The 26,952-nt window shown below is 43.4% G+C and carries 20 protein-coding genes and 1 pseudogene; 7 read left to right on the top strand and 14 right to left on the bottom strand.

The features are described from left to right. From GKR71_RS04560 to GKR71_RS04550, 3 genes and pseudogenes are all read right to left on the bottom strand, one after another. A partial coding sequence (locus GKR71_RS04560; RefSeq protein ID WP_255454058.1) for an alpha-amylase family glycosyl hydrolase occupies positions 1–1,229 on the bottom strand: 1,229 nt, incomplete at its 3' end. After that, positions 1,216–3,120, bottom strand: a pseudogene (glgB, locus tag GKR71_RS04555) (1,4-alpha-glucan branching protein GlgB); the annotation flags it as partial. The pseudogene glgB and the gene GKR71_RS04560, both read right to left, overlap by 14 nt. Before the next feature lie 380 nt (positions 3,121–3,500). Continuing rightward, positions 3,501–5,189, bottom strand: a complete 1,689-nt coding sequence (locus tag GKR71_RS04550; RefSeq protein ID WP_154633985.1) for a glycoside hydrolase family 13 protein — start codon at positions 5,187–5,189, stop codon at positions 3,501–3,503. 204 nt (positions 5,190–5,393) lie between these two features. On the opposite strand from GKR71_RS04550, the gene GKR71_RS04545 reads away from it, so the two are divergent. Genes GKR71_RS04545 through GKR71_RS04530 form a run of 4 tightly spaced genes read left to right on the top strand, consistent with a single transcriptional unit; the run spans position 5,394 to position 9,082 of the window. Next, complete coding sequence (locus GKR71_RS04545; protein WP_036949212.1) at positions 5,394–6,389, top strand: siderophore ABC transporter substrate-binding protein; 996 nt, start codon at positions 5,394–5,396, stop codon at positions 6,387–6,389. Positions 6,390–6,392: 3 nt separating this feature from the next. Further along, positions 6,393–7,355 carry an ABC transporter permease gene (locus GKR71_RS04540; protein ID WP_036949213.1) on the top strand — a complete coding sequence of 321 codons (963 nt, stop codon included), beginning with the start codon at positions 6,393–6,395 and terminating at the stop codon, positions 7,353–7,355. Next, positions 7,342–8,325 carry an iron chelate uptake ABC transporter family permease subunit gene (locus GKR71_RS04535; RefSeq protein WP_036949214.1) on the top strand — a complete coding sequence of 328 codons (984 nt, stop codon included), beginning with the start codon at positions 7,342–7,344 and terminating at the stop codon, positions 8,323–8,325. Before GKR71_RS04540 ends, GKR71_RS04535 begins: the two co-directional genes overlap by 14 nt. A 1-nt stretch (position 8,326) precedes the next feature. Beyond that, entirely contained in the window at positions 8,327–9,082 is a 756-nt protein-coding gene (locus GKR71_RS04530) for an iron ABC transporter ATP-binding protein (protein WP_036949215.1), read from the top strand. Between the two features lie 37 nt (positions 9,083–9,119). Here GKR71_RS04530 and GKR71_RS04525 read toward each other — a convergent pair whose 3' ends face one another. The 10 genes from GKR71_RS04525 to GKR71_RS04480 form a co-directional block, all read right to left on the bottom strand. Then, the gene (locus tag GKR71_RS04525; protein ID WP_154633984.1) at positions 9,120–10,586 is read right to left on the bottom strand and encodes a hypothetical protein; all 1,467 of its coding nucleotides are present in this window, start codon (positions 10,584–10,586) and stop codon (positions 9,120–9,122) included. 206 nt (positions 10,587–10,792) lie between these two features. After that, positions 10,793–11,296, bottom strand: coding sequence for a RidA family protein (locus GKR71_RS04520; RefSeq protein ID WP_036949217.1), 504 nt, complete (start codon positions 11,294–11,296; stop codon positions 10,793–10,795). An 84-nt stretch (positions 11,297–11,380) separates the two neighbouring features. After that, on the bottom strand, positions 11,381–12,799 hold the full coding sequence (locus GKR71_RS04515) for an NAD(P)/FAD-dependent oxidoreductase (RefSeq protein ID WP_036949218.1): 1,419 nt from the start codon (positions 12,797–12,799) through the stop codon (positions 11,381–11,383). 981 nt (positions 12,800–13,780) lie between these two features. After that, on the bottom strand, positions 13,781–15,253 hold the full coding sequence (locus GKR71_RS04510) for an FGGY-family carbohydrate kinase (protein WP_036949220.1): 1,473 nt from the start codon (positions 15,251–15,253) through the stop codon (positions 13,781–13,783). Between the two features lie 10 nt (positions 15,254–15,263). Next, on the bottom strand, positions 15,264–16,133 hold the full coding sequence (locus tag GKR71_RS04505) for an L-ribulose-5-phosphate 3-epimerase (RefSeq protein ID WP_154609597.1): 870 nt from the start codon (positions 16,131–16,133) through the stop codon (positions 15,264–15,266). 16 nt (positions 16,134–16,149) lie between these two features. Continuing rightward, entirely contained in the window at positions 16,150–17,184 is a 1,035-nt protein-coding gene (locus GKR71_RS04500; RefSeq protein ID WP_036949222.1) for an ABC transporter permease, read from the bottom strand. Positions 17,185–17,197: 13 nt separating this feature from the next. Beyond that, positions 17,198–18,187, bottom strand: coding sequence for an ABC transporter permease (locus GKR71_RS04495; RefSeq protein ID WP_036949223.1), 990 nt, complete (start codon positions 18,185–18,187; stop codon positions 17,198–17,200). Continuing rightward, positions 18,180–19,685 (bottom strand): sugar ABC transporter ATP-binding protein, encoded by a 1,506-nt coding sequence (locus tag GKR71_RS04490; RefSeq protein ID WP_036949224.1) that lies wholly within the window; start codon positions 19,683–19,685, stop codon positions 18,180–18,182. Before GKR71_RS04490 ends, GKR71_RS04495 begins: the two co-directional genes overlap by 8 nt. 142 nt (positions 19,686–19,827) lie before the next feature. Further along, the gene (locus GKR71_RS04485) at positions 19,828–20,820 is read right to left on the bottom strand and encodes a substrate-binding domain-containing protein (protein ID WP_036949290.1); all 993 of its coding nucleotides are present in this window, start codon (positions 20,818–20,820) and stop codon (positions 19,828–19,830) included. A 239-nt stretch (positions 20,821–21,059) separates the two neighbouring features. Further along, positions 21,060–21,872, bottom strand: a complete 813-nt coding sequence (locus GKR71_RS04480; RefSeq protein WP_165906944.1) for a DeoR/GlpR family DNA-binding transcription regulator — start codon at positions 21,870–21,872, stop codon at positions 21,060–21,062. A 538-nt stretch (positions 21,873–22,410) separates the two neighbouring features. On the opposite strand from GKR71_RS04480, the gene araD reads away from it, so the two are divergent. Together araD and GKR71_RS04470 are read left to right on the top strand one after the other, a co-directional pair. Beyond that, on the top strand, positions 22,411–23,109 hold the full coding sequence (gene araD, locus GKR71_RS04475) for an L-ribulose-5-phosphate 4-epimerase (RefSeq protein WP_154633983.1): 699 nt from the start codon (positions 22,411–22,413) through the stop codon (positions 23,107–23,109). A gap of 286 nt (positions 23,110–23,395) precedes the next feature. Further along, positions 23,396–24,748 (top strand): polysaccharide deacetylase family protein, encoded by a 1,353-nt coding sequence (locus GKR71_RS04470; protein WP_036949227.1) that lies wholly within the window; start codon positions 23,396–23,398, stop codon positions 24,746–24,748. 42 nt (positions 24,749–24,790) lie between these two features. Here GKR71_RS04470 and GKR71_RS04465 read toward each other — a convergent pair whose 3' ends face one another. Further along, entirely contained in the window at positions 24,791–25,660 is an 870-nt protein-coding gene (locus tag GKR71_RS04465; protein ID WP_154633982.1) for a LysR substrate-binding domain-containing protein, read from the bottom strand. A gap of 133 nt (positions 25,661–25,793) precedes the next feature. Between GKR71_RS04465 and GKR71_RS04460 the strand changes: the two genes are divergently transcribed. Next, positions 25,794–26,930, top strand: a complete 1,137-nt coding sequence (locus GKR71_RS04460) for an agmatine deiminase family protein (protein ID WP_154633981.1) — start codon at positions 25,794–25,796, stop codon at positions 26,928–26,930. Positions 26,931–26,952: the final 22 nt, after the last annotated feature.

Here is a 26,952-nt window from a genome sequence, read left to right as displayed (position 1 = left end):
TGTGAAAAGTCATCCCGCGAACCGGCTAAGCGGCTTGCCAAGGTACCGATAGGAATATCACGATATAAAACAGCACGGCGGCAATCATTGCGAAATTGGTCATTCCATTCGGCAAAAGGCGGTGGAAATTGCCCTAATTGGTAACCGTTGTTGGCGAGATCCCAAGGTTCAGCGATCAGCTTCCGTTGCCCAAGAATCGAGTCTTGGGTGATAGCCTTAAGCAGTGGAGTCTGAGAATTAAATTTCGGCGTTCTTCCTAATATTGTGGCTAAATCAAAGCGAAAGCCATCAACATGGCATTCAATCGCCCAAAAATGCAGGCAGTCGAGCACCCATTGGCTTACTGCTGAGTGAGACAATTTCAGCGTATTGCCGCAGCCTGTCCAATCCGCATATTCGCCATTGTCGTTTAACCAATAATAGGTGGGGTTATCTAATCCCCGAAACGATAAGCAAGGTCCTGAGTAGTCTAATTCGGCAGTGTGGTTAAACACAATATCAAGGATAACCTCAATGCCGGCACGATGTAAGGCTTTGACCATATTGCGAAATTCACTCAACGGCGTAGAACCTGCTTGCCCAGACCAATATTGAGGCTCAATCGCAAACGGTGCCAGCGTGTTATATCCCCAATAATTAGTGAGATTTTTAGCCTGCAATCGCGGCTCATCCAGATGAAATTGCACAGGGAGCAACTCCAGTGCCGTCACGCCAAGTCGCGTTAAATGCTGGGTTATGCAAGGGTGTGCGATAGCAGCATAGCTTCCCCGTAAAGCGGGTGGAATTTCAGGATGTTGCTTGGTAAGTCCGCGAACATGAGCTTCATAAATCACGGTTTTTGACCATGGAGTATGAAGAGGGGTATCTCCTTGCCAGTCATAAGGTTCATGGCTGACGACCGAATAAGGATGCTGTTTACCAGTGAGTTCGCGGCTGTAAGGGTCAATCAGTAAGTGAGTTTCATCAAAATATAATCCTGCTTGTGGTTCCCATTTCCCTCTAGCTCGATAACCATAATGTAGACCCGCTTTTGCGCCCATTAAATAACCATGCCAAATATGGTTATCTCCCCGATAAAGCGGGTAACGAATTTCAGCACCGAGTGAGTCCAGCACGCACAGGTCAATGTGTTCGGCACGCTCGCTGTAAATAGCAAAATTGACGCCCTGTTCGTCCATGTGGCTACCAAGTGGGTGAGCATGACCTTGCCGAAAATTAAAATGTGTCATTCGGTCGTTCCCGTTTCAAATACAGGGTAGCCAAAGGGGGAAGCGTAATATTTAGGGAGTGATTTTTACCGTGAGCCGCTATTTGCTGGGTGGATATTGCGCTCTGATTACCCACATTACTGCCGCGATAATAGTGAGAATCGGTATTGATGATTTCTTGATAGCAACCTGATTGGTGAACGCCAATGCGGTAGTTTTCGCGGGGAACAGGGGTGAAGTTGGATACCACTAGAATTTCATGGTTATGGGTATCTCGACGCACAAAGGCGAATACTGAGTTTTGGTGATCATCAACCACCAACCATTCAAAGCCTTGTGGGGAATAATCGAGTTGGTACAGCGGGGGCTGCTGCTGATAACAATGATTTAAATCGCGTACAAGGCGCTGTACACCCGTGTGCCAGCCATCATATTCAGGATTCAGTAAATACCAATCTAGCCCTGTGTCGTGATCCCATTCTCGCCCTTGGGCGAATTCTCCCCCCATAAACAATAATTTTTTACCGGGATGTCCCCACATGAATCCATAGTAAGCCCGTAAATTGGCGAATTTTTGCCATGTATCGCCGGACATTTTACTCAGAAGTGACCCTTTGCCATGCACCACCTCATCATGAGAAAGGGGTAAAACGAAGTGCTCGCTATGGGCGTAAAACATGCCGAAGGTCATTTGTTGGTGATGATATTGACGGTAAATCGGGTCAAGGGACATATAGCGCAGAGTGTCGTGCATCCAGCCTAAATCCCATTTGAAATCAAAACCTAAACCGTGATTTTCAACAGAGCCCGTGACATTGGGAAAGGCGGTTGATTCTTCGGCTATCATTAACGCATGGGGACAATTCTGTTGAACAATTTGGTTGGTATAACGCAGAAAATCGAGGGCTTCTAGGTTCTCTTTGCCTCCCCATTTGTTGGGTACCCATTCCCCTTCTTCGCGGCTGTAATCGCGGTAGATCATTGAGCTGACCGCATCGACACGTAACCCATCGATACCAAAGCGTTCTAGCCAATATAGGGCATTACCTGCCAAAAAGTTTGCCACTTCATAGCGGCTGTAGTTATAAATCAAGGTATGCCAGTTTTGATGGATGCCTTCGCGCGGATCCGCATATTCATACAGTGCGGTACCATCAAATTGGATTAACCCATATTCATCATTAGGAAAATGGGCGGGTACCCAATCGAGGATCACTTTGAGGTGATACTGGTGGGCGGTTTGAATCAAGTAGAGAAAATCCTCAACGCCACCAAAACGGTAGGTTGGGGAATAGAGCCCAATAGGTTGGTAGCCCCAAGAACCATCAAACGGGTGTTCGCTGATAGGGAGCAATTCCAGATGGGTAAACCCCATTTCTGCCACATAAGGAATAAGCTGTTCAGCCAGTTGTCGGTAGCTGAGCCAGCCATTATTGTGTGGATGACGGCGCCAAGAGCCTAAATGCACTTCGTAGATTGAGATTGGCGCAGAAAGTGGCGAATTTGCGTTGGCAGAGGGGGGCGGAGTTTGGTTGTCTGGCAAGGCCGTTATCACTGATTCCACATGAGGAAATAGCACGCTTTTGAGTGCGTAAGGGTCAGCTTTGACCCGCATATAACCTCGGCTATCTTGTAATTCATATTTATACGCTTGCCCGATTTTTGCCTCAGGAATAAACCGCTCCCAAATGCCCACTTCATGGCGTAATGTCATTGGGTGAATGCGCCCATCCCATTGATTAAATTCACCGACGACAGAAACCTGTTGGGCATTGGGTGCCCATAAAGAAAAAGTCACCCCATCAACACCGTCGAAGTTGACGGGGTGGGCACCAAGACATTCGTAGGGACGTAGATGGGTGCCTTCTGCCAGTAGCCAACCATCTATGTCTCGAATGAGAGTGCCAAAGCCATCAGTGCGCTTTTTAATTGCTTGGGTTTCTGCGGAGGATATTTCAGCAGAACGACGCCCTGAAGTTATTTGAGAAATAACTTCGCGATTTTTATTTGGCAAATAAATAACCTCAAGAAAAGTGAAATGAGCAATTTAAACTTTACTTAAATTATTTAATTTGTATTTGATAGGCTTCACATATTTAGCTTTAAAATCTATTAAATTCGTTATTTAACAATGTGTTAGTTTGTTTTTGAATAGTATTATTAAGTTATCAATTAATAATACTTAACGTAATTAAATGCGTAATGTAATCAATATCACCCGATTATTATTGATATCGAAATATCGGGTGATTATTTATCTTTAATTACGCTTATTTAGAGTGATTAATTGAGTTATTCACTTTTCTCTACTTCAAAAATTATTGATTGATAAGGATGTAGGGCAATTTGCTGCTTGTCGTTATGGATATTGTCGTCATGGGTATTTGCGATATTGCTTAAATGTATTTGGCGATAATGTTGGTTAATAGTTTGCGGTTTATCACTGAAATTACAGTAAATATCGATGGCGCGTGAACCTAATGTTCGCCGATAAGCAATAACAGGTTCAGGGGCGCTAATTTCTGAGAATTCGCCTTCAACCAAGATATCGCTAATTGGAGAATGGCGGCGCAGGGTAATCAATTGTTGGTAAAACGCGAAAAGTGAATCGGGTTGCTGCTGTTGGGTGGCGGTATTAACTTCTCGGTGGTTAGGATTAACTTTCAACCATGGCGTTCCTGTTGTAAATCCGCCATGGCGTTGGCTATTCCATTGAAATGGCGTTCGCGCATTGTCACGGCTACGCTGGGTAAAATAGTTCATCATGGTGGTGTGAGAGTACCCGTGATTTTGACCCCATTGGTAGAGTTTAAAAAGATGCAAATCGTGATGTTCGTCGAGCGTCATTGGGCAGTTCGTCATGCCAATTTCTTGCCCTTGATAAATAAACGGCGTACCGCGCTGAGTCAATAAAAACATTGCCAACATTTTTTCGGCGACAGGGGAGATGTCGCCTTTCGGTAAGAATTTGTTCAGTGAGCGCGGTTGGTCATGATTTTCTAAATAAGGTGCGCTCCAACCCACTTGCTGGGTCGTGAGTTGGCTTTTTAGAAAAACAGGCTTCAAACGTTCGCCTGTGATTGGATCTATGGCGAACGGGGGCTGTTTGGTAATGTCGAGATCCGCAATACTGAAATCAAACACCATGGAAAATGTCCCATCTTCCCCGATATAGTCAGCAAGATCTTGCGGTGGAACATCGATTTCAGCCACCGTCATTGAGTTCGCAGGATGGAAGGTTTGGCTGGCGAGCTCCTTTAAAAATTCATGGATGCCTGGTTGGTTAACCACCCAAGGAACTAAAGACGCGGTGCCATCTTCCCGATCGGGAGGGAATTGGTAAGGCGAGAGGGCTTCAGGGGATTTTTTAATATTGCCGATAGCATCAATGCGGAATCCTGCAACGCCTTTGGCTATCCAACGATTGATCATTTGGATAATTTCTTGGCGTAATTGTGGGTTTTCCCAATTAAGATCCGGTTGCTCGGGTCCGAAAGAGTTGAAGTACCAGCGAGTGCTATCTGGAACCTGAGTCCACACCGGGCAATCAAAGTAGGTACGTAAATTGTTCGGTGGAGTGGGTTTATCCCATTCAATAAATTGGTAATAGTCAGCATAAGGGCTATTGGGATCAGCAAGGGCAGCTTCGAACCAAGGGTGCTGGTTTGAGCTGTGGTTAAGCACTAAGTCCAGTAGGATTTTAATACCACGCTGTGAAGCTTGGCTGATCAATATATCAAGATCGTCGTTGCTACCAAAAACTGGATCGACCCTGTCATAGTTGGCGATGTCATAGCCATTATCTTTCATCGGCGATTCAAAAATTGGACATAGCCAAATCACGTTTACACCCAAAGATTGAATGTAGTCTAGCTTGGCGGTAATACCAGAGAGATCGCCAATACCGTCGCCATTATGGTCATAGAAGCTTTTGGGGTAGATTTGGTATACCACCGCAGATTTCCACCAGGCTTGAGCCATCTATTTTCTCCTTAATCAAAATCAGATATCAGTAAGTTGCTTTAAATATAGGCAATGTGTGTTTTTGTGCGATGTATCATTATTTTGCGAAATGCAAATGCAAACTAATATCATTAGCGCTATGTTTCATGTAAGATAACCGCCATCTTCGGGTCATGAATGACGTGACTAACGATAATCACATTGAAAGGTGGAGGAATTTAGATGTTCGCAAAATCATTAGTTTCAGGGTTTGCCTTATTATCCGTTGTTGCGTTAGCGGGTTGTGATGACGCTAAGCAAACACAAACAGCAGCGCCAACGACCGAGCAGCCAGCAACAGAAAAAGCAGCTGAAAAACAAACGATTGTCGTTGAACATGCTCAAGGCAAAACTGAAATTCCTAGCCATCCACAACGTGCGTTTGTGATGAACATGGAAACCTTAGACATCATCGATGCGCTGGGTATTCCGGTGATTGGTGTTCCACAAACTAACGCCCATTTTCCGCAGTTTTTAGAGAAATATAGCACCTCAGAATATGTTAATGGCGGGAGCTTATTTGAGCCGGCTTATGAAACTATTAGCAGTGCAAAACCGGATGTGATTTTAGGTGGTAGCCGTGCTCGCGATGCTTATGACAAATTAAGCGGTATCGCACCAACGATTTCTCTAGACATTGATAACAAACGTTTCATTGATAGCCTGATGGAGCGTACGGCGCTGTTAGGTTCTTTATTTGGTAAAGAAGAACAAGCGAATAAACTCGTTTCTGACTTCAAAAACAAAATTAATGATATTAAAGGCAAAACCCCTGATGCGGGCAAAGCGATGGTGATCTTAGTGAGCGGCGGTAAAATTTCTGCTTACGGTCCAGGTTCTCGTTTTGGCTTTATCTTTGATGTATTAGGTTTCGAACCTGCTTATGTCTTCACGGAAGATACTGGTCGTCACGGTAATATCGTAAACTCAGAGCTGTTATTAAAACTGAATCCAGACTGGTTATTTGTTATCGACCGTGATGGCGCGATTGGTGCGAAAGATGCACAACCTGCGGCAGACGTGTTAGACAATGCTTTAGTCAGAAAAACCTCTGCATGGGAAAAAGGCCAAGTGGCTTATTTAGATTCTTCAGCGGTTTATATCGCTGGTGGTATCCAAACTTATTCCCAATTAATGGATGATGTAAACAAAGCTTTAGAGAAGAAAAAAACGAATTAATCAATGAAAACGCTTTATCTCTCTTTTGGTATTCTCGCGTTATTGGTATTAGCGGTATTAAGCTTGTTTATTGGAGCGGGTGACGTGTCACCCGTTTCGCTTTTCACCGACCCCGAGATGCAAGATATCTTTTTCGTGAGCCGTATCCCTCGCACCGCCGCCCTGATCCTTGCAGGAAGCGCCATGAGCGTCGCGGGGCTGATTATGCAGCTACTCACCCAAAACCGTTTTATCGAACCTTCCCTTGCGGGTACCACACAATCTGCCAGCCTTGGCTTACTGTTCGTGATGATCCTGTATCCAACGGCTTCTATCATGACCAAAATGGTGGTGGCGAGCGGATTTGCACTGCTAGGTACAGCGCTATTTATGCTGATTTTACGCCGGATCATTTTGAAGTCCGCTCTGATAGTGCCGTTAGTCGGTATCATGCTAGGGGCCGTAATCAGTGCGCTTACCATTTTTACCGCCTACTATTTCGACCTGCTTCAATCACTCGGTGCTTGGATGAGCGGCGATTTCTCTAGCATTTTACAAGGTCGCTATGAGCTACTTTGGCTGGTGGGCGGCTTAACACTGGCAGCCTGTTTAATTGCTGATAGCTTTACAGTGGCAGGGATGGGGCGTGAGTTTTCCGTTAACGTCGGCTTGAATTACCAGAAAGTGATGACCATAGGGTTATCTATCATCGCCTTAATCAGCGGTGTGGTGGTGGTCGTTGTCGGCGCACTGCCGTTCTTAGGATTGATTGTCCCGAATCTGATTAGCTTGATGATGGGGGACAATATTCGTAAAACTATCCCGTGGATCTGTTTAGCGGGCGGCGGCTTAGTGCTGCTGTGTGACATTATTGGTCGCTTAATTCGTTATCCGTTTGAAATTCCTGCGAGTGTCATTTTAGGTGTCGTAGGCGCGGTTATTTTCCTTTATCTCTTGTTAAAGCATCAGCGTTATGGAAAAAGTTAATTCATTAAGTTTGCCAGTGAAAAGAACGTTTACGCCAATCCAGCGCATCGGTTTGTTGGCTGCGCTGTCAGTGCTGTCTATAATTTTGTATATGACCATTAATTTGGGCAGTAATCTCGCGTACATTCTGCCTCATCGTGGTTATATCGTGCTGACGATGATCATTGTGGCATTTGGGTCTGGGGTATCGACGGTTCTGTTTCAAACTATCGCCAATAACAAAATTCTGACGCCATCCATTATGGGGTTAGAGGCATTGTTCATCCTGCTGCAAACTATCTTTGTGTTTTATACCGATAGTTTTCCCGCATCATGGTTGTTGAATATTGGTAAGTTTTTGCTGGAATCCTCCCTGCTGGTGATTTTCTCTGTATTGTTGTACCGCTGGCTGTTTATCTCCGTCAAAATGAATATCAACTTAGTGTTGATGGTGGGAATTATCCTCGGAACACTGTTTCGCAGTGTGGCGACTTTGCTGCAACGCTTGATGGATCCGAATGAGTTTTCCATTTTGCAAAGCCGGATGTTCGCGACTTTCACTAAAGGAACGCCGGAGCTGATTCTATTCACGTTGGTGATCACCGTGATTGTAGGCGTTTTGCTTTGGCGTATGCGCTACTGTTTCGACGTGCTAGCACTGGGACAAGCCAATGCGGTGAACTTAGGGATTAACTACCGTCAGCAAGTCACCGTAATCTTATTACTGATTTCTGTCCTAGTGGCAATTTCCACAGCGCTGGTGGGGCCGCTCACGTTCCTCGGCTTGATGGTAGCTAACTTGGCTTACTACATCGCAGGAAGCAGCCAGCATCGCTATTTATTGCCAGTTTCTTTCCTACTCGGTGTGATTGCATTAGTGGGCGGACAGTTGGTTCTTGAATATGGATTGAATAAAGCGGGTACCTTATCTGTGGTACTCGAGTTTGTCGGTGGAATATTCTTTATTTATATGGTGTTAAGAAGGTTTTAGTATGATTGAAATTCATCAGGTATCGAAAAGTTATCAAGATACTAAGGTCTTAGATAACGTTACAGCCAATATTAAAAATAGCGGTGTCACTTCAATCATCGGTCCAAATGGTGCAGGGAAATCAACGCTGTTGTCGATTATTGGCCGGCTATTATCGGCGGATCACGGTTATGTCAAAGTGAATAACTTGGATGTCTCGACTACACCAAGCGACCAGCTCGCAACCTGCTTATCGGTACTTCGCCAAGAAAACCAATTTGCTAGCCGTTTAACGGTGGAAGAGCTGGTTGGTTTCGGGCGCTATCCTTATACCAAAGGGCGCTTAACACTGGATGATAAACAGAAAATCGACGAGTCCTTGGCATTTTTGAACTTAACTGAGTTTCGCCATCGTTATCTTGATGAGCTTTCGGGCGGTCAGCGTCAGCGTGCGTATGTGGCGATGGTGTTATGCCAAGATACCGAATATGTGCTGTTGGATGAGCCACTGAATAACTTGGATATGAAGCACGCGGTGATCATGATGAAATTACTGCGCCGTGCGGCGGATGAGCTAGGCAAAACCATCATTCTGGTTATCCACGATATTAATTTTGCTTCTGTGTATTCAGACTATATTGTGGCGCTGCGAAATGGGCGTTTGTCTTATCATGGCGAGCCTCAAGAGATCATGAAATCCGAGATTTTAGAGGAAATTTTCGATACGCCGCTGGAAGTCAAAGAACTGGATGGACAACGGATCGCGCTGTATTACTGATTTTATCCGCTCCAATAGATGATATTGGAGCGGTGTGTTATTGCGGTGGGATCGTAATATCTTCGTCGCTGTCGAGCTCATCCAGTGGCTGAAGGATCTCAAGGCGTTTGATGCCATCAGCATTCACCACTAAACGCGCTAATTCATTGTAGGCTTTCTTATTCATGATGACGCGGCGGCATAGATAAATATGGTAAACCTTTTCACCGATAATTACGGGTTCATCATCATTAACCATCAACTCTTCATAGCTAATATCGAGATATTTCAAAAAGTCTGAAATATTAACCCGCGTAATATCCACAATAGACGATTGAGTCTGCATAAAGGCCGCAGAATTGCTGTGCAAGGTGACATCCTTGCGGTAATACAGAATATCTTCCACGCGCTGCACATTGACCAAATTCACCCAGTGGGATTTTTGGCGCATTTCATGAATATCAGGGGATAGGGTACTTTCTTTTAGAAAGCGGAATGACTCCTTACAAACCCCAACGGGCTCTTTTACCCCTTCCCGATAAATACGCAATTGACGATCAGGGATCCAGCGTTGAAATAACCGATATAGCTGTTCTCGTCCAATTTCTTTTAAGCGATCTTTAAAGATATAACCAATCACCATCGCTAAGAATAAATTAGCGCTGAGCGCACCGTATTTACCTTGCCACATAAAGGCAATAAATGTAGCGAAAACCATCGAAATTGCGGCTGCAATACCATAAATAGAGTGTAAAAGTAGCGGGAGACCTCGTTTGTGGCGGATCTCTAAGTAGAGGTAGCGGTTAATATATTTTTTCAGTAAATTGCGGCGGTAGGTGACCATTTCCGCGTCGTTTTCATCGTGTGGAAAGCTATCTGGTGCTAGCTTTTTCAAGTAACGCATTTCTTGATACCACAGATGGCGAATTTCATCGCGTAGAGGAAGTTGTTTGTCTTTTAATAAATCTTGTAAGTAAAACAAGGTGTAATGGGACATAAACTCATCGCAATAGGCGAAAGCGTTGGATTTAATGACCTTTTCAATTGGTGCTGCATAGGCGCTGAGTTCTCGATAGCGTTTGAGCCCATGCTCAATGTCTGCCAACACCCCCGTTATATACTCTTCAGTTTGCCGTTGTGAGTTTTGAGCGACCATCTTTAGGGTTAACCGCACGCTGCGCTTAAAGGTGAGTGCAAAGCGTTTTAGATGGTTTTCATATTCATCTAATGTTGGCGGTAATTCAGGATCTAACCGTTTCAACCAGCTTTTCAATTCATCGACTAACCCACCTACAGCGGGAATAGAAGAGAGCTGCACCGTAGGGGCTCGCAGCCGGATATAGTTTTTTAAGCTGCGCTGAAGATTTGAAGGGGTGTAGAGATCGGGGTTAACTTGCATTGATGCCGGAAGAAAAAAGAAGGTTTCAACTTGGTAGCGGATCTCTTTTGATTTTCGAGGGAAAAAGACTTGCTGTTTGATTTCAAACTGCTTTTTACCGTGGATTTTCAGAGATTCTTTAATCATGGTCTTCCTACCGGTGTTTCAGTGTATTCAAATATGGAGTGAATACGATGCAAGTATTTATCAAGGAAGAACAATAGTAATGTGGATGGCAATAAAAGAGAAGGGAGACAAAGAGAAGGAAAACAAAAACGGCCGCTAATGTTTACTTCCAAGCCAAAGCGGAAATAAATAGTCGGCCGTTTTAAGCATTCGTTGTCAGTTAAAAATTATTTTTTAGCTGCTGGGCGAACTGCGGTTACTTCAATTTCCACTCTCCAAGCTGGGTTAGCCAGTTTAGCGACTTGGAAGGTAGAACGAGCTGGCAGATTGGTCACTTTTTCAGTTTCATAGAACTTGTTGTAGCCAGCCATGAAGCCAGCGAAGTCCATAGTTCCTTTAGTTTCATCACCACCAACTAAGAAAACTTGCATTTTAACAACGTCATTCATAGTCAGACCCATTTCACCCAGAGTCGCTTGAATTTGTTTCAGAACGTTGATTGTTTGTACTTCAGTGTTACCGTAAGACTCTAAAACGCCTTCTGGAGCATCTTTAGAGATTTTAGAAGGAACTTTCCCGCTCAGGAAGATGAGGCTGTTGTTCGCGCTGATTTCTACTGATTCAGCGATTGGGAAACCTTTAACTGGAACACGTTTCACATCGTCTGCTGCGTTTGCAGTTGCTACACCTAAAACTAAAGGTAAGGAAAGCAGTAAAGTTTTGTAGCGCATAATAACTCCTTTATATATGAAAGTAGGAACCTATTAAGACCGTGAGGGGCTCGATAGGTTCCATCTAATTGTGTTTCGTTTTAATTAGTTAAAACGAGACAGTTTATAAGGCGTTGGATCGATAAATGTCTTCTCGTCCATTAACAATTCAGCAGTTAATCGACCCGCCGCCGGGCTTTCAGTCATACCCCAACCAGTCGCGGTATTGATAACCAGGCCTGGGTATTGTTCAACTTTAGAAATGATTGGAATCTCGTCATCAGTTGGAGAAACGGTGCCGCCCCAACGTTCAACAACTTTAGATTCTTTAAATACTGGGAATTCTTTTCTTAGACGCTCAAGAACGCCATCTAAGTGGTCGTTGTTTGGCGTGTTAGTTGCTGTACGGAACTCTTCGAATGGAGTCTTCTCGTCTAAGTTCCAAGAAGTTGCCATAGTGAATGAGTTGAACAGGTCTTTACCGATAGAGAATTCTAATGGTAATTCACCGCCGCCTAATACGTGCAGGAAGCGAGGTCCTAACAGGAAGCTGTCTTTCACGATAGAGCTGGTGAAGATACGTGGTGCAACCGCGTAAGTACCGTCTGCTTGTTCACGGAAGTGGATACCGTTTGGCAGGTGGACGTTACCTTTTGGTGCGCCTGGAACGCCAGTAATACGCTGTTGAGACAGGTAAACGTTCAGAGTAGGGACATCAACACCTAAGTTACCCATGAACAGACGTGACCAGATACCACCAGTCAGAACGACTTGAGAGGTTTTGATTGCACCTTTTTCAGTGACAACATCAGAAATTTTACCGCCTGCGGTTTCTAAGCCACGAACTGCGCAATTCAGGTAGATTGGAATACCAATTGATTTTGCGTAGTTAGCCATTGCTGGGGTAACAGTTTCCGGGTCAAGGCTACCAGAATCTTCTTCAAAACCACCAATTTTCCATGGAGATTGAGCACCAACCAGACGATTAGCCAGTTCTTGACCTTCGATCATACGGGTTCTCAGCGGGGTATCGAAACCTGGGTTTTCAGACGCAGATTTGATCCACGCTCTTGCAACTTCCAGATCTTCTTCGCTTGAAGGAACTTCAACACGACCTTGAACACGGTAGCTGGTATCAGCACCGATTTTTTCGTTCATGCCGAGCCATTGAATTTTTCCGTAGTGGTGTAATGGGAAAATAGCTGGGGAGGTTTTATAGCTGATGATCTGGCTGTATGCGCGACCAGATTGCTCGCCGCCAACAACGCCTTTTTCACAGATAACAACGTTTAAGCCGCGCTCTTTCAGGTTAATCGCAGTCATGATGCCTTGCAGACCAGCACCGATAACAACCGCATCAGCAGATGCTGGTAATTTACCTTCGGTACCCGCGACTGCAGGTACGCGTGATGGCGTAGATTCAAAACGACCTTCTCTGCGGATCATAGGGACAACAGCTGCGCCCCCAGCAATAACACCAGCAGCACCAACCCCTAATAATAGTTTTCTTCTCGAGATTTTCATCTATAACCTCAATAACAATCTTGTTTTTTATATAGTAAATAATTTCAAATTGAGATGATGATCTTATCATATATTTTGAAATTGTTAAGTATCGAAAGTATTTGTTAATAAAATTGAGTGAAAAGTTTGAGTGGGTTATTTGATCTGGTCAGTGTTGTTGGGGGTTTGTCGCAATTTGGATTATTTTATCAATAGCAGAAATAGACAATTTTAATTGTGAATGTCAGTAAAAGTGTACAGGTGTAAATATCTAAATTTCAGATAAGTTAAATATTTCAGAGCCCAAATTAAGGAAGTGCCAAATAATTAATATCAGTTGATTATGCTGAATTTAGATTAAGTTTGATTTCGTTTTTATCGTAAAAAATAAAAGTTAAGTTAAATTTTTTAGCTATTTTATAATCACCTGATGGATTTGCATACAATTAATTTACGTTTAGTTGCACCGTATATTTACTGATAGTGTTATAGATGATTCTTTTTTGCTCTATACGCATTTTTATTTATATCAATATGAAAAATATGATTTTTTATTTTTACTGTGATTTTCTTGGCATAATAGGTTAATTATTTATTTGATAATTTTTTTTGCTTCCAATCCTTAATCTAAATAAATCCCACATCATTCTTGAGAGTATTCGGTTGTTAATTATCCATGTATAAATGTAATTATTAACACTACTAAGTGTAATGATTTTATTTATGCTGATTTTTTGCATTTTCATTTTTCATATAAAGAGCGAATGTATTTTTTTATTTTGATGATAATTTGCTCATATTAATTAGTTGGGAAAAATTTTATTTATTTTAGAATTTAACATTTGATTGGTTTTTAAGCCAAAAAATCTGGTTAATAAAATGTTAAAAAATAAATATTTAAAGTCTGGTTATTAGATAAATATATCTAAAATGAGAGGGATAATTGGTGAGGGGTATAGGTTATGCCTCCCTTTTGATGAACGTTAAGGGAGGCAATTATGGTTAGCAACTCAACGCATCTGCTACCGCTTTAAAGCGGACGAACTTATCCCGTAGCTGCTGATGAGCTATAAGGTTAGGTTGATACGCGGTGATTTTCGGTGTGCTTGATGCAATCGCGGTATCAAACCCTGAATAATATCCAGAGCCGACTGCGGCACACAGTGCGGCGGCTTGGCAGCCTGACTGCTGAACATCCACCACTTCAAGAGGCAAATTACTGGCATCACAGAACATTTGCATCCATAACGCCGAATTGGTTGGACCGCCAGTAAAGCGAATAGCCTGAGTGCAGTCATCAATGCCAACAATACGGTCTTGATGCAGCAAATGAGAAAACACAATTCCCTGATAAATGGCGTAGGCAATATCCCCTTCAGTATGATGGGAGCTTAACCCAAGTAGCCCGCCATGCAAGTTACTGTGGTAGTTAGAACCATATAACCAAGGGAAAAATAGAATATCGTTTTGCCGTGTGGCTCCTTCTGCAACGCAAGCATTGAGTACTTTGTAATCTTGCAAGCGTTGATCGAAAAAGTGTCGTGTGAACCAAGCGAGGTTACTGGCTGAGGTTGGACTGCCTTCATGAACAAAATAGGTGCCTGGAATACAGTATTTTCCCCACACATAAGGGTAATCGGCAGGCATGATTTTATCAAAAACACGCGTGGAGATAGTCCAGGTTCCAGCGACGGCACTGAGCTTATCTTTCTGGCTGACACCCGATGACAGCGCGGCTCCCACCACATCGAAGAACCCACCAAATACTGGCGTTCCTTCTTTAAGACCACACTCTTTTGCGGCATGAGTCGTGACGCAGCCCGCTGACTGTGCGGAGTTAATCACGGGGGCGAGTTTGTCGTTAGCCTCTTCAATACCAAACAATTCACAGAGTTTAGGATCGTAACTGGAGGTTGTTGGGTTATAGAGTTGGCTGCCTGAAATATTGGTCTCTTCGCAAGTGAGCTGGTCAGTTAATCGATAACGAATATAGTCGTGAACCATTAAAACATAACGACCATCGCGATAGCTGTCTGGCTCATATTGTTTTAACCAATTTAGCAAGGCAACGGGGTGTGATGCCCAAAGTTGCTGCAAGCTTAGGGGATATGCTTGCTCTGCGGTGCCATTTTGGTGCCATTGATCGACAATCGCTTGTGCGCGGGAATCCGAAGAAACAATGCCGTTTCTGACGGGTTTTCCGTGTTTATCCAGTAAATATAGCCCTTTGCCGTGGGAGGAAAAGCTGACGCCTGCGATTTGTGATGCAGACAACTGGCTTTTGGCGATAGCTTCACGGATAACGCCGCAGGTGACTTGCCACAGGGTTTCCATATTACGCTCACTAAACCCAGCTTGTGGACTTTCGGTGGGAAAAGGGTGCTCAGCAACCACCAGTTCTTGCCCTTCAGGGCTGTAGATCCCAGCTTTGATCACGGTGCCTCCAAGGTCGACACCCATGAAAAATGTGCTCATTGTTAGCTCCTTAGTTTTCCCAGCCCGCTTGCTGCATTTTTTCTTCAATCCAATGGCGCGCTTTGATGATCTCAATCAGCGGTTCATCGGCTTTTTCCGTCCACATTTCAATTAAGAAGGTGCCACGATAATTGAGCTGCTTAAGCTGTTTGAACAGTACCACAAAATCCACGCACCCTTCGCCGAATGGCACATCACGGAATTGACCTTTGCAACTTTCTGTTACGGCGTAGGTATCTTTCAGATGCAGAGCAACAATATTTTCAATGCCTTTGGTTAACTCGGCAGCCACATCACTACCCCAAGCGGTTAAGTTACCGACATCAGGATAAACTTGGAACCACGGTGAGCGAATTTTATCGGCAAGCGCTTGCCATTTCGTGATCGAATTCATAAATGGCGTATCCATGATTTCGACGGCGCACATCACCTGAGAAGCTGCGGCAATTTCAGCGACCCATTTCATGCCTTCTTCAAAGCGCGCAATGGTGCCTTCATCTTGCTCTTCGTAATACACATCGTAGCCAGCCAACTGAATGGTACGGATACCCAGATCTTGAGCCAATTTAATGGCTTTTGTCATTAATTCACGGGCTTTTTGACGGGTATCTGCATCATGGCTACCAAATGGAAAACGACGGTGACCCGATAGACACATCGTTGGGATGCGTACCTGGGTTTTTTGGATGGCAGCTACTAACTCTAAGCGTTGTTCCAAACTCCAATCTAGACGGGCTAAACGCTCGTCCGTTTCATCAACCGACATCTCGACAAAATCAAATCCTGCCGCTTTTGCGATAGCTAATTTTTCGCTCCAGCTACTGTGCTTTGGAAGGGCTTTTTCATAGATACCAATCGGATTTTTTCGTGAAATAGTCATCTTTATTCCCTGTAAGTTAATTTTGTACGGATGCTTTATTGAGGCGTTGATTGCGTGTCATTGCACGCTTAGCGCTCCATTTTTCTTTAAAGAATTTGAAGGCGAGAGCGAGGATCAACGTAATGCCCCAAACCGCGAGATTGAAGTGCAGGCTGACGCCCAACAGGCTAAGACCAGTTGCAATGACTTGCAGAACGAGCAATGCGCAGAAGACGCGGCTGACTTTACCGACGCCGCCAAATGGGTTTGTGCCTCCCAATACGATGGCTAAAATGGTCAGCAGTAAGTAAGAATCCCCGTATCCCATGCGGGCTGAGTTAAAGCGTGCCATCATGATCAGCCCTGCCAACACACACAGCAGGCTTGAAATGGTGTAAATCGCGATCATAACTCGGTCGGTACGCACGCCGCTAAACCACGTAGCATTGATGTTGCTGCCGCTCATATAGATATTTTTACCAAGGCGGGTGCGACCTAAAAACAGAGCCAAAATAATCGCGGTCACAATGAAAATAATCATGGCGATCGGCATACCGAAAACGGTGTCAGAGCCAATGGCGCGAACCACTGGCGGCATCCCACTGAGTGCGGCACCTTTGGTAAGGTAAACACCAATACCGCTGATAATAGTCATGGAACCAAGTGTGACCAAAATAGGATGAGCGCCAATATGGGAAATCATTAGCCCTGTTAAGCAGCCAATAATAACGGCGATAACGGTGGCACCGATTAATGCAAAGACCAACCACATTAGCTGCGTGCCCGTTCCTGCATCAACAGGCAGGTAATTGATAAATACCCAAGCCATAAACAAGCCAGTCAAGTTAGCGGTGCTGATAATGGCGAGGTTTAACCCGCCACTCAACATCGGAACAAACATGGCGAAGGTCAGAAGACCCAGCTCTGGCAACTGAAAGGTAATACTTAAAAAGGTATTCTGGGTAAAAAAGTGCCCTGGCATGGCGATACTGAAAGCCGCAATAGCGACCAAAAAGATTGAAAGCAGTCCGATAACAGAGCCATCAATTTTAAAAAAATCTTGTTTTTTCATGGTGATATTCCTGTTAAACAAAGCCTACGTCCGTTTCTTTACGCTTTTTGTAGTGAGTAATACAAATAGCGATAAGAATGACCATACCGATGACGATATTGACGAAGTAGTTAGACACCCCGATCAAGTTCAGACCGTTTTTCAAGATACCGATGAGGAAAACCCCCATAAGCGTACCGATAACGCTACCGCGACCGCCGGATAAACTCGCGCCACCTAATACCGCGGCTGCGAGAACATCAAGCTCGCCACCCACTAAGGCGCTAGGCACCACTTCACTCATGCGATAGGTTTGCAGCATGCCGCCGATAGCGGCCATCGCACCGAGATAACCGTAAGCAAACAGATAAATCACCCAGACGCGAATACCAATACGTGAAGCTGATTCTTGGCTGCCGCCTACCGCATACAGTTGGCGACCAATGTGGGTTTTGTTCATTAAGATCCACGTTAAAAACGCGATCCCTAACATCACGATCAATGGCAAACCAATTTGATAATATTCACCATCCACTTCAAAAGGCAGGATGGTGACAGGATCAACCCACCAATCCGGTAAGTCGTAGATACTGTGTCCGTTGGTTAGCCACATCAGCATGCCGAACAGCAAAGATTGCATACTAATAGTGATAATGATCGACACCACATTGAGGGAGTAAATCAAAATTGCGTTGATCAACCCAAAGGTGATCCCGATGACAATCGCAAGGGCGATACTGAGGGTTGGGCTTTCGAGTAATCCTTGCAGTAAGAAAGTGGCAATCACATATTGGACAACCGAGGCAACGGCGGCGAAAGAGATATCAATACCACCAGTGACGAGTACCACAAATAATCCCAGTGCAAAAATACCGGTGACCGCATAGCTTTCGCTTAAGTCGAGCAAGTTTTGAATAGTGAGAAATTGTGGGCTCATTAAGGTGAAAAACACCACCATGATGAGGATCACCCAGATTAGCCAGCCTTCAACAGACTGCGGACGAAGTTTTTGCCAATTAGCCATTGATGATTTCCTCCAATTGTTGCTCAGTCATGGAATCCGTCACAATTTCTTTGACGATAGATCCTTGCTTCATATGTAAAATGCGATCGCAGTTGTAGAAAGCTTCAGAGGCTTCATCGGTGATCAATAAAATGGCGATCCCAACACCAGAAAGTCGATGTATCAGCTTGTAAATGCTGTCTTTAGCACCGATATCGACCCCCACGGTAGGGGCATCAAGGATCAGCACTTTAGGGCGCGTCAGGATCCATTTGGCGAGCACCACTTTTTGCTGATTTCCCCCTGATAAGGTGGAGAGAGCATTGTTTGGGTCGGTCACTTTAATATCCAAATCCGCGATCCACTCTTGGACGATTTGCTGGCATTTTTGCTCATCAATCAGATGAAGAGGGGTTTTCAGGCGATCTAAAATCGAAATCACCATATTGTCGGCGATAGACTGCTGCAAAATTGCCCCCAGTGTCAGGCGGTCTTCAGACACGTAACCAATACCATGTTTGATAGCTTGGGCATTATTTTTGAAGATAATTGGCTTGTCTTCGACGATCATTTCGCCGCTGTCAGGGCGGGTTATCCCAAACAGAGAAAGGGCAAGCTCGGTACGACCAGAGCCTAATAATCCGCAAAGTCCCAGTACTTCACCGCGCTTTAATGACAGGGAAATATTCTGGTATTGCCCAGCACGGCTGAGGTTTTTCAGTTCTAAGACCGTGTGAGTTTCTTCTGCGTTATTGGGTGATTTGCGTTCATGAACAATATCAAGCCCTGTCATCAGCTCAGTGATTTTGCGCGTTGTCAGGTCTTCTGCTGGCCATGTTCCCATTTTTTGCCCATCACGAATAACGGTAATGCGGTCAGAAATTTCTTTTACTTCCTCTAACCGATGGCTGACAAAAACAACGGTGATACCTTTGTTTTTTAAGTAGTTCACGGTAGAAAGTAGCTGATTAACTTCGGTGCGAGTTAACGAGGCCGTTGGCTCATCCATGATCACTAAGCGTGCATCCGCAACCAGTGCGCGGCAAATGGCTACTTGCTGACGCTGGGCAATGGGGAGAAACTGCACTGGGGTGTCAGGGTCAATGGTGAACTCAAGTTCTTTGAGAATTTGTAACGCTTTTTCCCTCACTTTCCCTTTTTGAAACCAACCAAAATAACCGTTTAAATTCAGTTCAAAGGCGATGTTTTCTGCCACGGTTAAGTTAGGAAATAAGGATAAGTCTTGGTAGATAACTTGAACGCCAAGCTCTCGCGCTTTGTCTGGGGTCAGGCGAGAGTATCGTTTGCCATCTATTTCAATTTCGCTACCTTCATCGGGAGCATAAACGCCGCTAATGGTTTTAATTAACGTACTTTTTCCGCAGCCATTGGTGCCCGCTAAACAATGAACTTCACCTTTGTTTAGCGTCAAGTCGATATTGCGTAATGCACGATGACCACCAAAGCTTTTGGAAAGATCCCGTAACGTAATCAGTGGGGAGTTTTTTTCGGCTGTCATAGTGGAGTCCTGGTGTTGACTGTGTCGTCAGATTCAGAGTGACAACAGACACCGCTATCAGACCTAAATAGGGTGCTGTTGTCACTTAAACTATGTGGAACAAAATAATACTGTTGTCGTATTTTTATTATGTAGCGCGAATTTACAGACCGACTTCAACCAGCTTTTTGGTGTTTTCAATATTCAGGTTAACTGGGTTGTCGCTGAGGATGGTGTTGCCACTCACTTTTATCTCACCCATATCACCGATGCTGACACCAGTTTTGATCTCTTCGCCATTCATCATTGCCGTAGCGACTTGAACGAAAACTTGACCAGCCACTTTCGGGTTAGAGATATAGCCGCCGTCAATTGCGCCTTTTTCTAACAGTTTGATACCTTGACCCGGCGTGAATGTACCGAATACACAGGTTTCAGCGTTTTTACGGCGTTTGTCGATAGCGCGACCCGCACCGATAGGTCCTTGAGAACCAAATGACATGATACCTTTCAGATCTTTATGCTTAGACAGCAGGTCGTTTGCAGTACGCATAGAATCATCAACGGATTCTGCTACACCAAAGCGGTCATCGACCATTTGCATTTTTGGATAGTGTGCTTTTTGGTAAGCGATTGCCGCATCAGCCCATTCGTTGACTAAAGGTACCGTCAGGCTGCCCACGAACATGGCGTATTTACCTTCTTCACCCATACATGCTGCCATATCTTTCATATGGTTAGCGCCCATGCTTTGGGTATCCAGTAATTCGAAATCCCAATCCGCATTTTTTTGATCTGGGGATTCGTGAGTAATCACTTTGATGCCTGCTTCTTGGGCGCGCTTTAATACCGGCTCAAGGACTTTTGCATCGTTAGGAACGACGCCGATAACATCGACTTTCTTCGCGATTAAATCTTCAATTGCACGAACTTGTTCTGCAGGGTCAGCGGTGGTTGGACCCACTTGGAATGCATTAACGCCGAGTTTTTTACCTTCTTCAGTGATCCCTTGCTCCATGACGTTAAACCAAGGAATCCCCCCCACTTTCACCACAACACCCATGGTAAATGGCTTTTGTGCTTTCTGTGATTCAGCCATCGCCATGTTGGAAAACAGTGCGGCGCCCATTAAGCAAGGTAAAACTAATTTTTTCATATTCATCGTTATATTCCTCAGAGATGATGTGCATATACAGCCATGCTCATCAACATAGGGTTAATGTTTTGTTTAATCGGATAGATATAATTAATTTCTATTAATCGTTAATTTAATTAATAGGTTTCTTTGCTGCCTGGTGTAATTCGGTTATTTAAAATAAAAACAAATTGCTTAATTTACTCATTTAGTTACGCTGCGACTATCATCGATATAAATACTCTTTATTACACTGAATACTATTTATCACATTCAATAATGTTTAACTTCGGAAATACTTGTTTGAAGTTTTTATCATTAAGTTTATTGGTAATTAACACGTTAATATCATTTAAGGTACAAACTTGGCTAAAAGCATATTGGTCTAATTTATTATTATCCGCTAATAACACACAATTCTCAGAAACCTGAATCATAATATTTTTTAATTTGGCATTAACTTCACTGCCATCTCGAACGCCAGTTTCAATATTGAATCCTTGGCATGATAAAAATAACGTTTTAATTTGAAAGCTACGGATGATACTTTCAGAAATAGGACCATGAAAATCATCATGGCGTTCTGAATATTCTCCACCAATGCCAATGACGCGAACGCGATCTCGGCATGCTAATGCTTGAATGATTTTGACGGAGTTGGTGACCACCGTAATATCGATATCGGGTATTTGCCTCGCCAGAAACCAGCATGTGCTGCTGTTATCCATCATGATGCAGTCACCCGGCTGAATAAACTTCAATGCTGCTTTGGCGATTTTCATTTTCGCATCTGGGTTTTCTTCCGTTCTCTTACGAAAGGATTCTGCACCATCGACCATTTGACTGAGTTTGACCGAAGAGGGCATTACATTCAGTACCGGGCTTTCATCTTGTTCAGTGGCAACCGCACCACCAAAACTACGAATTAAACGTTTTTCACGTTCTAGTACCGTTAAATCCCGGCGAATAGTTTCTTGAGATACGTGACAAAGTTGAGCTAAATCGCGCACTAACGCTGAGCCATGTTGAGAAACATGGGAGCAAATTAATCGGTGGCGTTCAGCTTGTAGCATCTCAAAACTCCTATTCAGCCCATGGCGTTTATTATTATCTATGACAAACATTCTTTCCGCGATAAACATTCTTTCCACGATAAATAGTGTGCCAGCGCTGAATTTTTTTTGTCGTGATTCGACTCATGTAATAACGGATAGAAACAAACAAAGCTATTTATAGAGTTATTGATCACGTTTATATGAAACAAACATTTATATTTTCATTTTTATCGTTAATTAGATCACTAAATATGGCGGTATATAGACAGAAACTAGACGAAGCATTAATCAACTTTCACATATTTGGGCATTTTTATTAGGCGTATTTTTGTTTTAATTAGACCGATTATGACCGAGTGTGACTGATTTATGTTGTTTTGTTAATGATTTGTAAAGCGTCGGACTTTTTTATTCAGCTAAATCTGTTTACCTTAATAATAAGAACAACGTCTATTCATCGACAGTAAATAGAGAATAAAAGAGAACCTTGTCGTTGATATGACTCGCTATTTTCATATCGTATTCACGCCATCTTTTTACACCTAGGGAGGTAATCATGCTGGAAACATTAAAACAGCAAGTATTTGAGGCGAATCTTGAATTACCCAAACATAAGCTAGTGACGTTTACGTGGGGTAACGTAAGTGGAGTAGACCGCGAAGCCGGTTTGATGGTGATTAAGCCTTCCGGGGTGGATTATGAAACCATGAAAGCGGATGACATGGTGGTTGTTTCATTAACCACTGGTGAAGTCATCGAAGGAAAATATAAGCCTTCTTCTGACACTGATACCCATTTAGCGCTATATCAAGCTTTTCCCGAGATTGGTGGTATCGTTCATACCCATTCGCGCCATGCAACTATTTGGGCACAAGCTGGCCTACCACTAAGTGCATTAGGTACTACACATGCCGATTATTTTTATGGTGAAATACCTTGCACCCGTAAAATGACAGAAAGTGAGATAGCGGGTGAATATGAGAGAGAAACTGGGTATGTGATTATTGAAACATTTAAACAGCTCGGAATTTCTACAAAGGATATTCCCGCGGTATTAGTCCATAGCCACGGTCCATTCGCTTGGGGCAAAGATGCTCATAATGCGGTACACAATGCAGTGGTATTGGAAGAGATTGCGTATATGAATTTATTTACGCGTCAATTGACACCTAAAATTGACGATATGCAGCAAGAGTTACTGGATAAACATTATTTACGTAAACATGGAAAAAATGCGTATTACGGGCAAAAGTAGAGTTTATTTCTTTTTAAATACGTTATTTTAAGACTATTCATTTTATTGTTAATAAGTTGATAAATTTATTTTTCATTTAATTGAAAGGTTTTAACTCGCTCAGTGTCTATTGAATGCCATATACAATTATCCATAACAAATTACCTATAGCAAATTATCTATAACAACAGCCACGGACGTATTATCGTGGCTTTGCCATGCAAAAATATTTTTATCAGGGTATAGGGTTAAATTGTAAGTCGGTTTAAACTGGCGCGGTGTATTGGTGATACTGAGTGGAAAGGACATGTCTAATCGAGTACTTTTTCTATTTTTGATCTTTTTCGTTAATCTTTTTTCTGTTTCACATGCTGCGGATATAAAAAATAATAATTTAATTATCAGTGGTTCAAAAGCGATCAATCTTGATAATTGGGAGCTTGTGGATGTACCTCCCAAATTGATTCAGACAAAAGCGCCAGAAAACATCTTTGCTATTGTAGGCGGTCAAATGCGTATTGTTGGAGAGATCAATCCAGACAATGGCTTTTACGCCTATAGTCCAAATGGTGACTATAATGCCCTACAGTTTGGTAATGATTTCGCCTATGTTAAAAGCACTCAGATATCCAAAAAGAAGCCTCGGAATATCCCTGAAGATGACCGTTTAAACGATCTTAAAAACCCAGTTTATGATTATTTGATTACAAGCCAAAAAACGCCGGTATTCAGTGCAACTGATGAAGATTCGCGGCAAATCGCCTCTTTATGGGAAAATCTTCGCTATCCCGTATTAGCTCGAATGATCAAAACGGATGAAGATGGGGACAAAACCTCATGGTTAACCATTCGCCTCGGGGATCGTCTGGGTTATGTTCGCTTAAATGATGTGGCGATTGATAAAGGCATTCCTATTTTTACTTATCACCATATTCTCGAGGACGGTGAAAATAAAAACTTTCGCCATACTTCGACGACAACCTCGGTTGATGCTTTTCGTGAGCAAATGAATTACCTCAAAGAGATGGGGTATCAAACATTATCGCTCGAAGATGTGGAAGGTTATTTAAATAAGAGTGCGAATTTACCCGGGCGTGCTGTGGTACTCACGTTTGATGACGGGCTTAAATCCGTTTATCGCTATGCATTGCCTATTTTAAGAGATAACCAGCAACAGGCGACGCTGTTTGTCATCTCTTCGCGTATCAAAACTCAGCCGCAAAAATGGGATCCGGATTCTCTGCAATTTATGAGTAAGCAAGAAATTAAAGAGAGCCAAGATGTTTTCAACATTCAATCCCATACGCACTTTTTACATCGCTTAGATAACCGTAATAACCCGATTATTTTTAGCCGTAAAGAGCACACGATCATGCTGGATTTTAAACGTTCAATGAAAGCATTGGCGAAATTCGAAAGAGATCAGCGCTATTTAGCTTACCCGTTCGGTGCCTATAACCAAACGGCGATTGATGCGGCAAAAGAAGCGGGCTTACATATTGCGGTGTCTACCATCCAAGGTAAGGTCAAGCTCGGTGATAACCCTTATGCACTAAAACGCCTGTATGCCTACAGCACTGACCCGATTAGCAAATTTGCTTTGATGGTAGGCAATAGCGAGCAGGATGTGGTGAATAAGAACGTTGTCGTTGATAAATAAGTTGAAAAGACCTTGGGTGCAGCACGTAAAAGGCCCAAGGTTTTATTCGTTTTGCGCTGAACATGTTGCCATTTCGGCTATTAACCATTGGCGGAAATATTGTGTTAATGGGTTGAGTTCAGCGTCTTTATGAATTAACCATGCCCATTTAGCGCCTGTTACGCGCTGCTCGGTGAGTGGAATTAATTGCCCTGAATTTAGAGCGTGTGCAGCGAGTAATTGACTGACTAATCCGATCCCCAATCCTTGGCTGACGGCATCTAATAACAGACTCGGATCTGAAAAGTTCACTCCTTTTTGTGATTGTCCAACTGATTCACCACCGCCAATAACCCAGTTACTCCAATCCATTTCTCGCTCGCCGTGTAGCGTTAAAGGCGATTTAGCACCGAGCAGGCTAGGGTGGCAAGCTGGGTAGAGACTATCCTGATATAACACTTCAAAAGTACATTCATTTTGTATGGCTAGGTCATCACGGATCGCGATATCAATCGTTTCCATTTCCATATTGGGTACGTCATAGGTGGTGAATAACCAGATATCAATGTCAGGGTGTCGTTGTTGAAACTGTCCAAGTCGAGGTAATAGCCAGTGACGAGCAAATGCAGGCGTTGTGTTCACAATAAGTTGGTTAGATTTTCGATACTGATCGAGCCTGCGTACCCCAATCGCTAATTGTTTCAATGTATCCTGAACACTAGTGTAAAAATCCTGCCCGGCATCTGTGAGCGTGACACTGCGTCCTTGTCGAATAAATAGTGGCTGCTCGAGTTGGCTTTCTAAACTACGAATTTGCTGACTAATTGCAGATTGTGTGACATGCAATTGCGCTGCGGCTTGATGGAAACTTCCCAATCGGGCGGCCGCTTCAAAACCGCGCAATGCATTTAATGGTGGCCAATATTTTAGCATTCTTGATAAGCTCATCTAATCAGTTGCGCGCTAATTATATCGTTAGTTTTATGGCTATCAAGGGCATTAAGATAGGTGTATTGAAAATCACTGAATAGTATTACTTATCATAATGAGTATTAAGGAACCCAGTATGCCTATTCGTCGTCAGTTTATCCGACAAACCTCAGTCATTAGTGCCATAGGCGTTGCAGCCTCTTTTGGCATATCACCAGTTGCAATAGGGAGTTCGCAGAGTGAAAAATGGGGAATGATGCCAGATGAAGGGGAATTACAGCAGTGTGCTTTCATTGCCTTCGGTGCCCAAAAAGCAATTTGGGGTGAATTCACTACAGATGTGCAAATAACATTAGGGAGTATCGCTAAAGCGATTGCTGAGTACCAGCCTGTGGTGGTTTTTTGTCGAGAAAATGAGCGTCAGTTAGCTGAGGAAATGTGTGGTAGCCAAAATACGCGTTTTATCACGACAGAGCTCGATGATATATGGATGCGTGATATCGGAGCCAATTTTGTGGTTAATCCAAAAGGGGGACTCAATGCCGTTGATTTTAATTTCAATGGTTGGGGCAATAAGCAGCAACATGATAACGATGCCCAATTGGCAAAGTTCCAAGCGCAGCATTTTGGTGTGATTACCCCACTTATCAGTCGCTTAACTGGAGAGGGTGGAGGGATTGAGGTTGATGGTCATGGTACAGGGATAATGACGGAAAGTAGTTGGATAAATGATAATCGAAACCCTAATTTAACCCGAGATCAGATAGAGGAAGAGCTAAAAAAAGCATTAGGATTACGTAAAATCATCTGGTTGCCAGGTATTAAAGGAAAAGACATTACGGATGCGCATGTCGATTTCTACGCTCGTTTTGTGAAGCCTGGGGTTATTTTGATAAATCTCGATAATGATTCGGACTCTTTTGACTATGAAGTCACGCGCAAGCACATGGAGATTTTAGAAAATGCGACGGATGCTGACGGACGAAAACTGAAAATTTATACGGTGTCGCCACCTAGCACTCTGCGACAAACTCGCTTTAGCCGACATAACCCTGATTTCGCTGCGGGTTACATTAATTACTTTGTCATCAATGGTGCCGTTATTGCGCCTGAATTTGGGGACAAGCAGGCAGATCATGATGCGAAGCAGCTCCTTGAAATGCTATACCCAGGCCGAGACATTATCATGCTTAATATTGATGTCATTGCAGCGGGAGGGGGTGGGATACACTGTGTCACTCATCAATTACCCGTGCATAATGACCGAAGATAAAAAGCGCGAAACAAAAAATTGC

It is taken from the genome of Providencia sp. wls1922 (genome assembly GCF_009706505.1).
In the GTDB taxonomy this organism is placed as follows: Bacteria; Pseudomonadota; Gammaproteobacteria; order Enterobacterales; family Enterobacteriaceae; genus Providencia; species Providencia lanzhouensis.
Note: the sequence above shows the minus strand (reverse complement) of the source record. Positions and strands in the feature narration are given on the sequence as shown.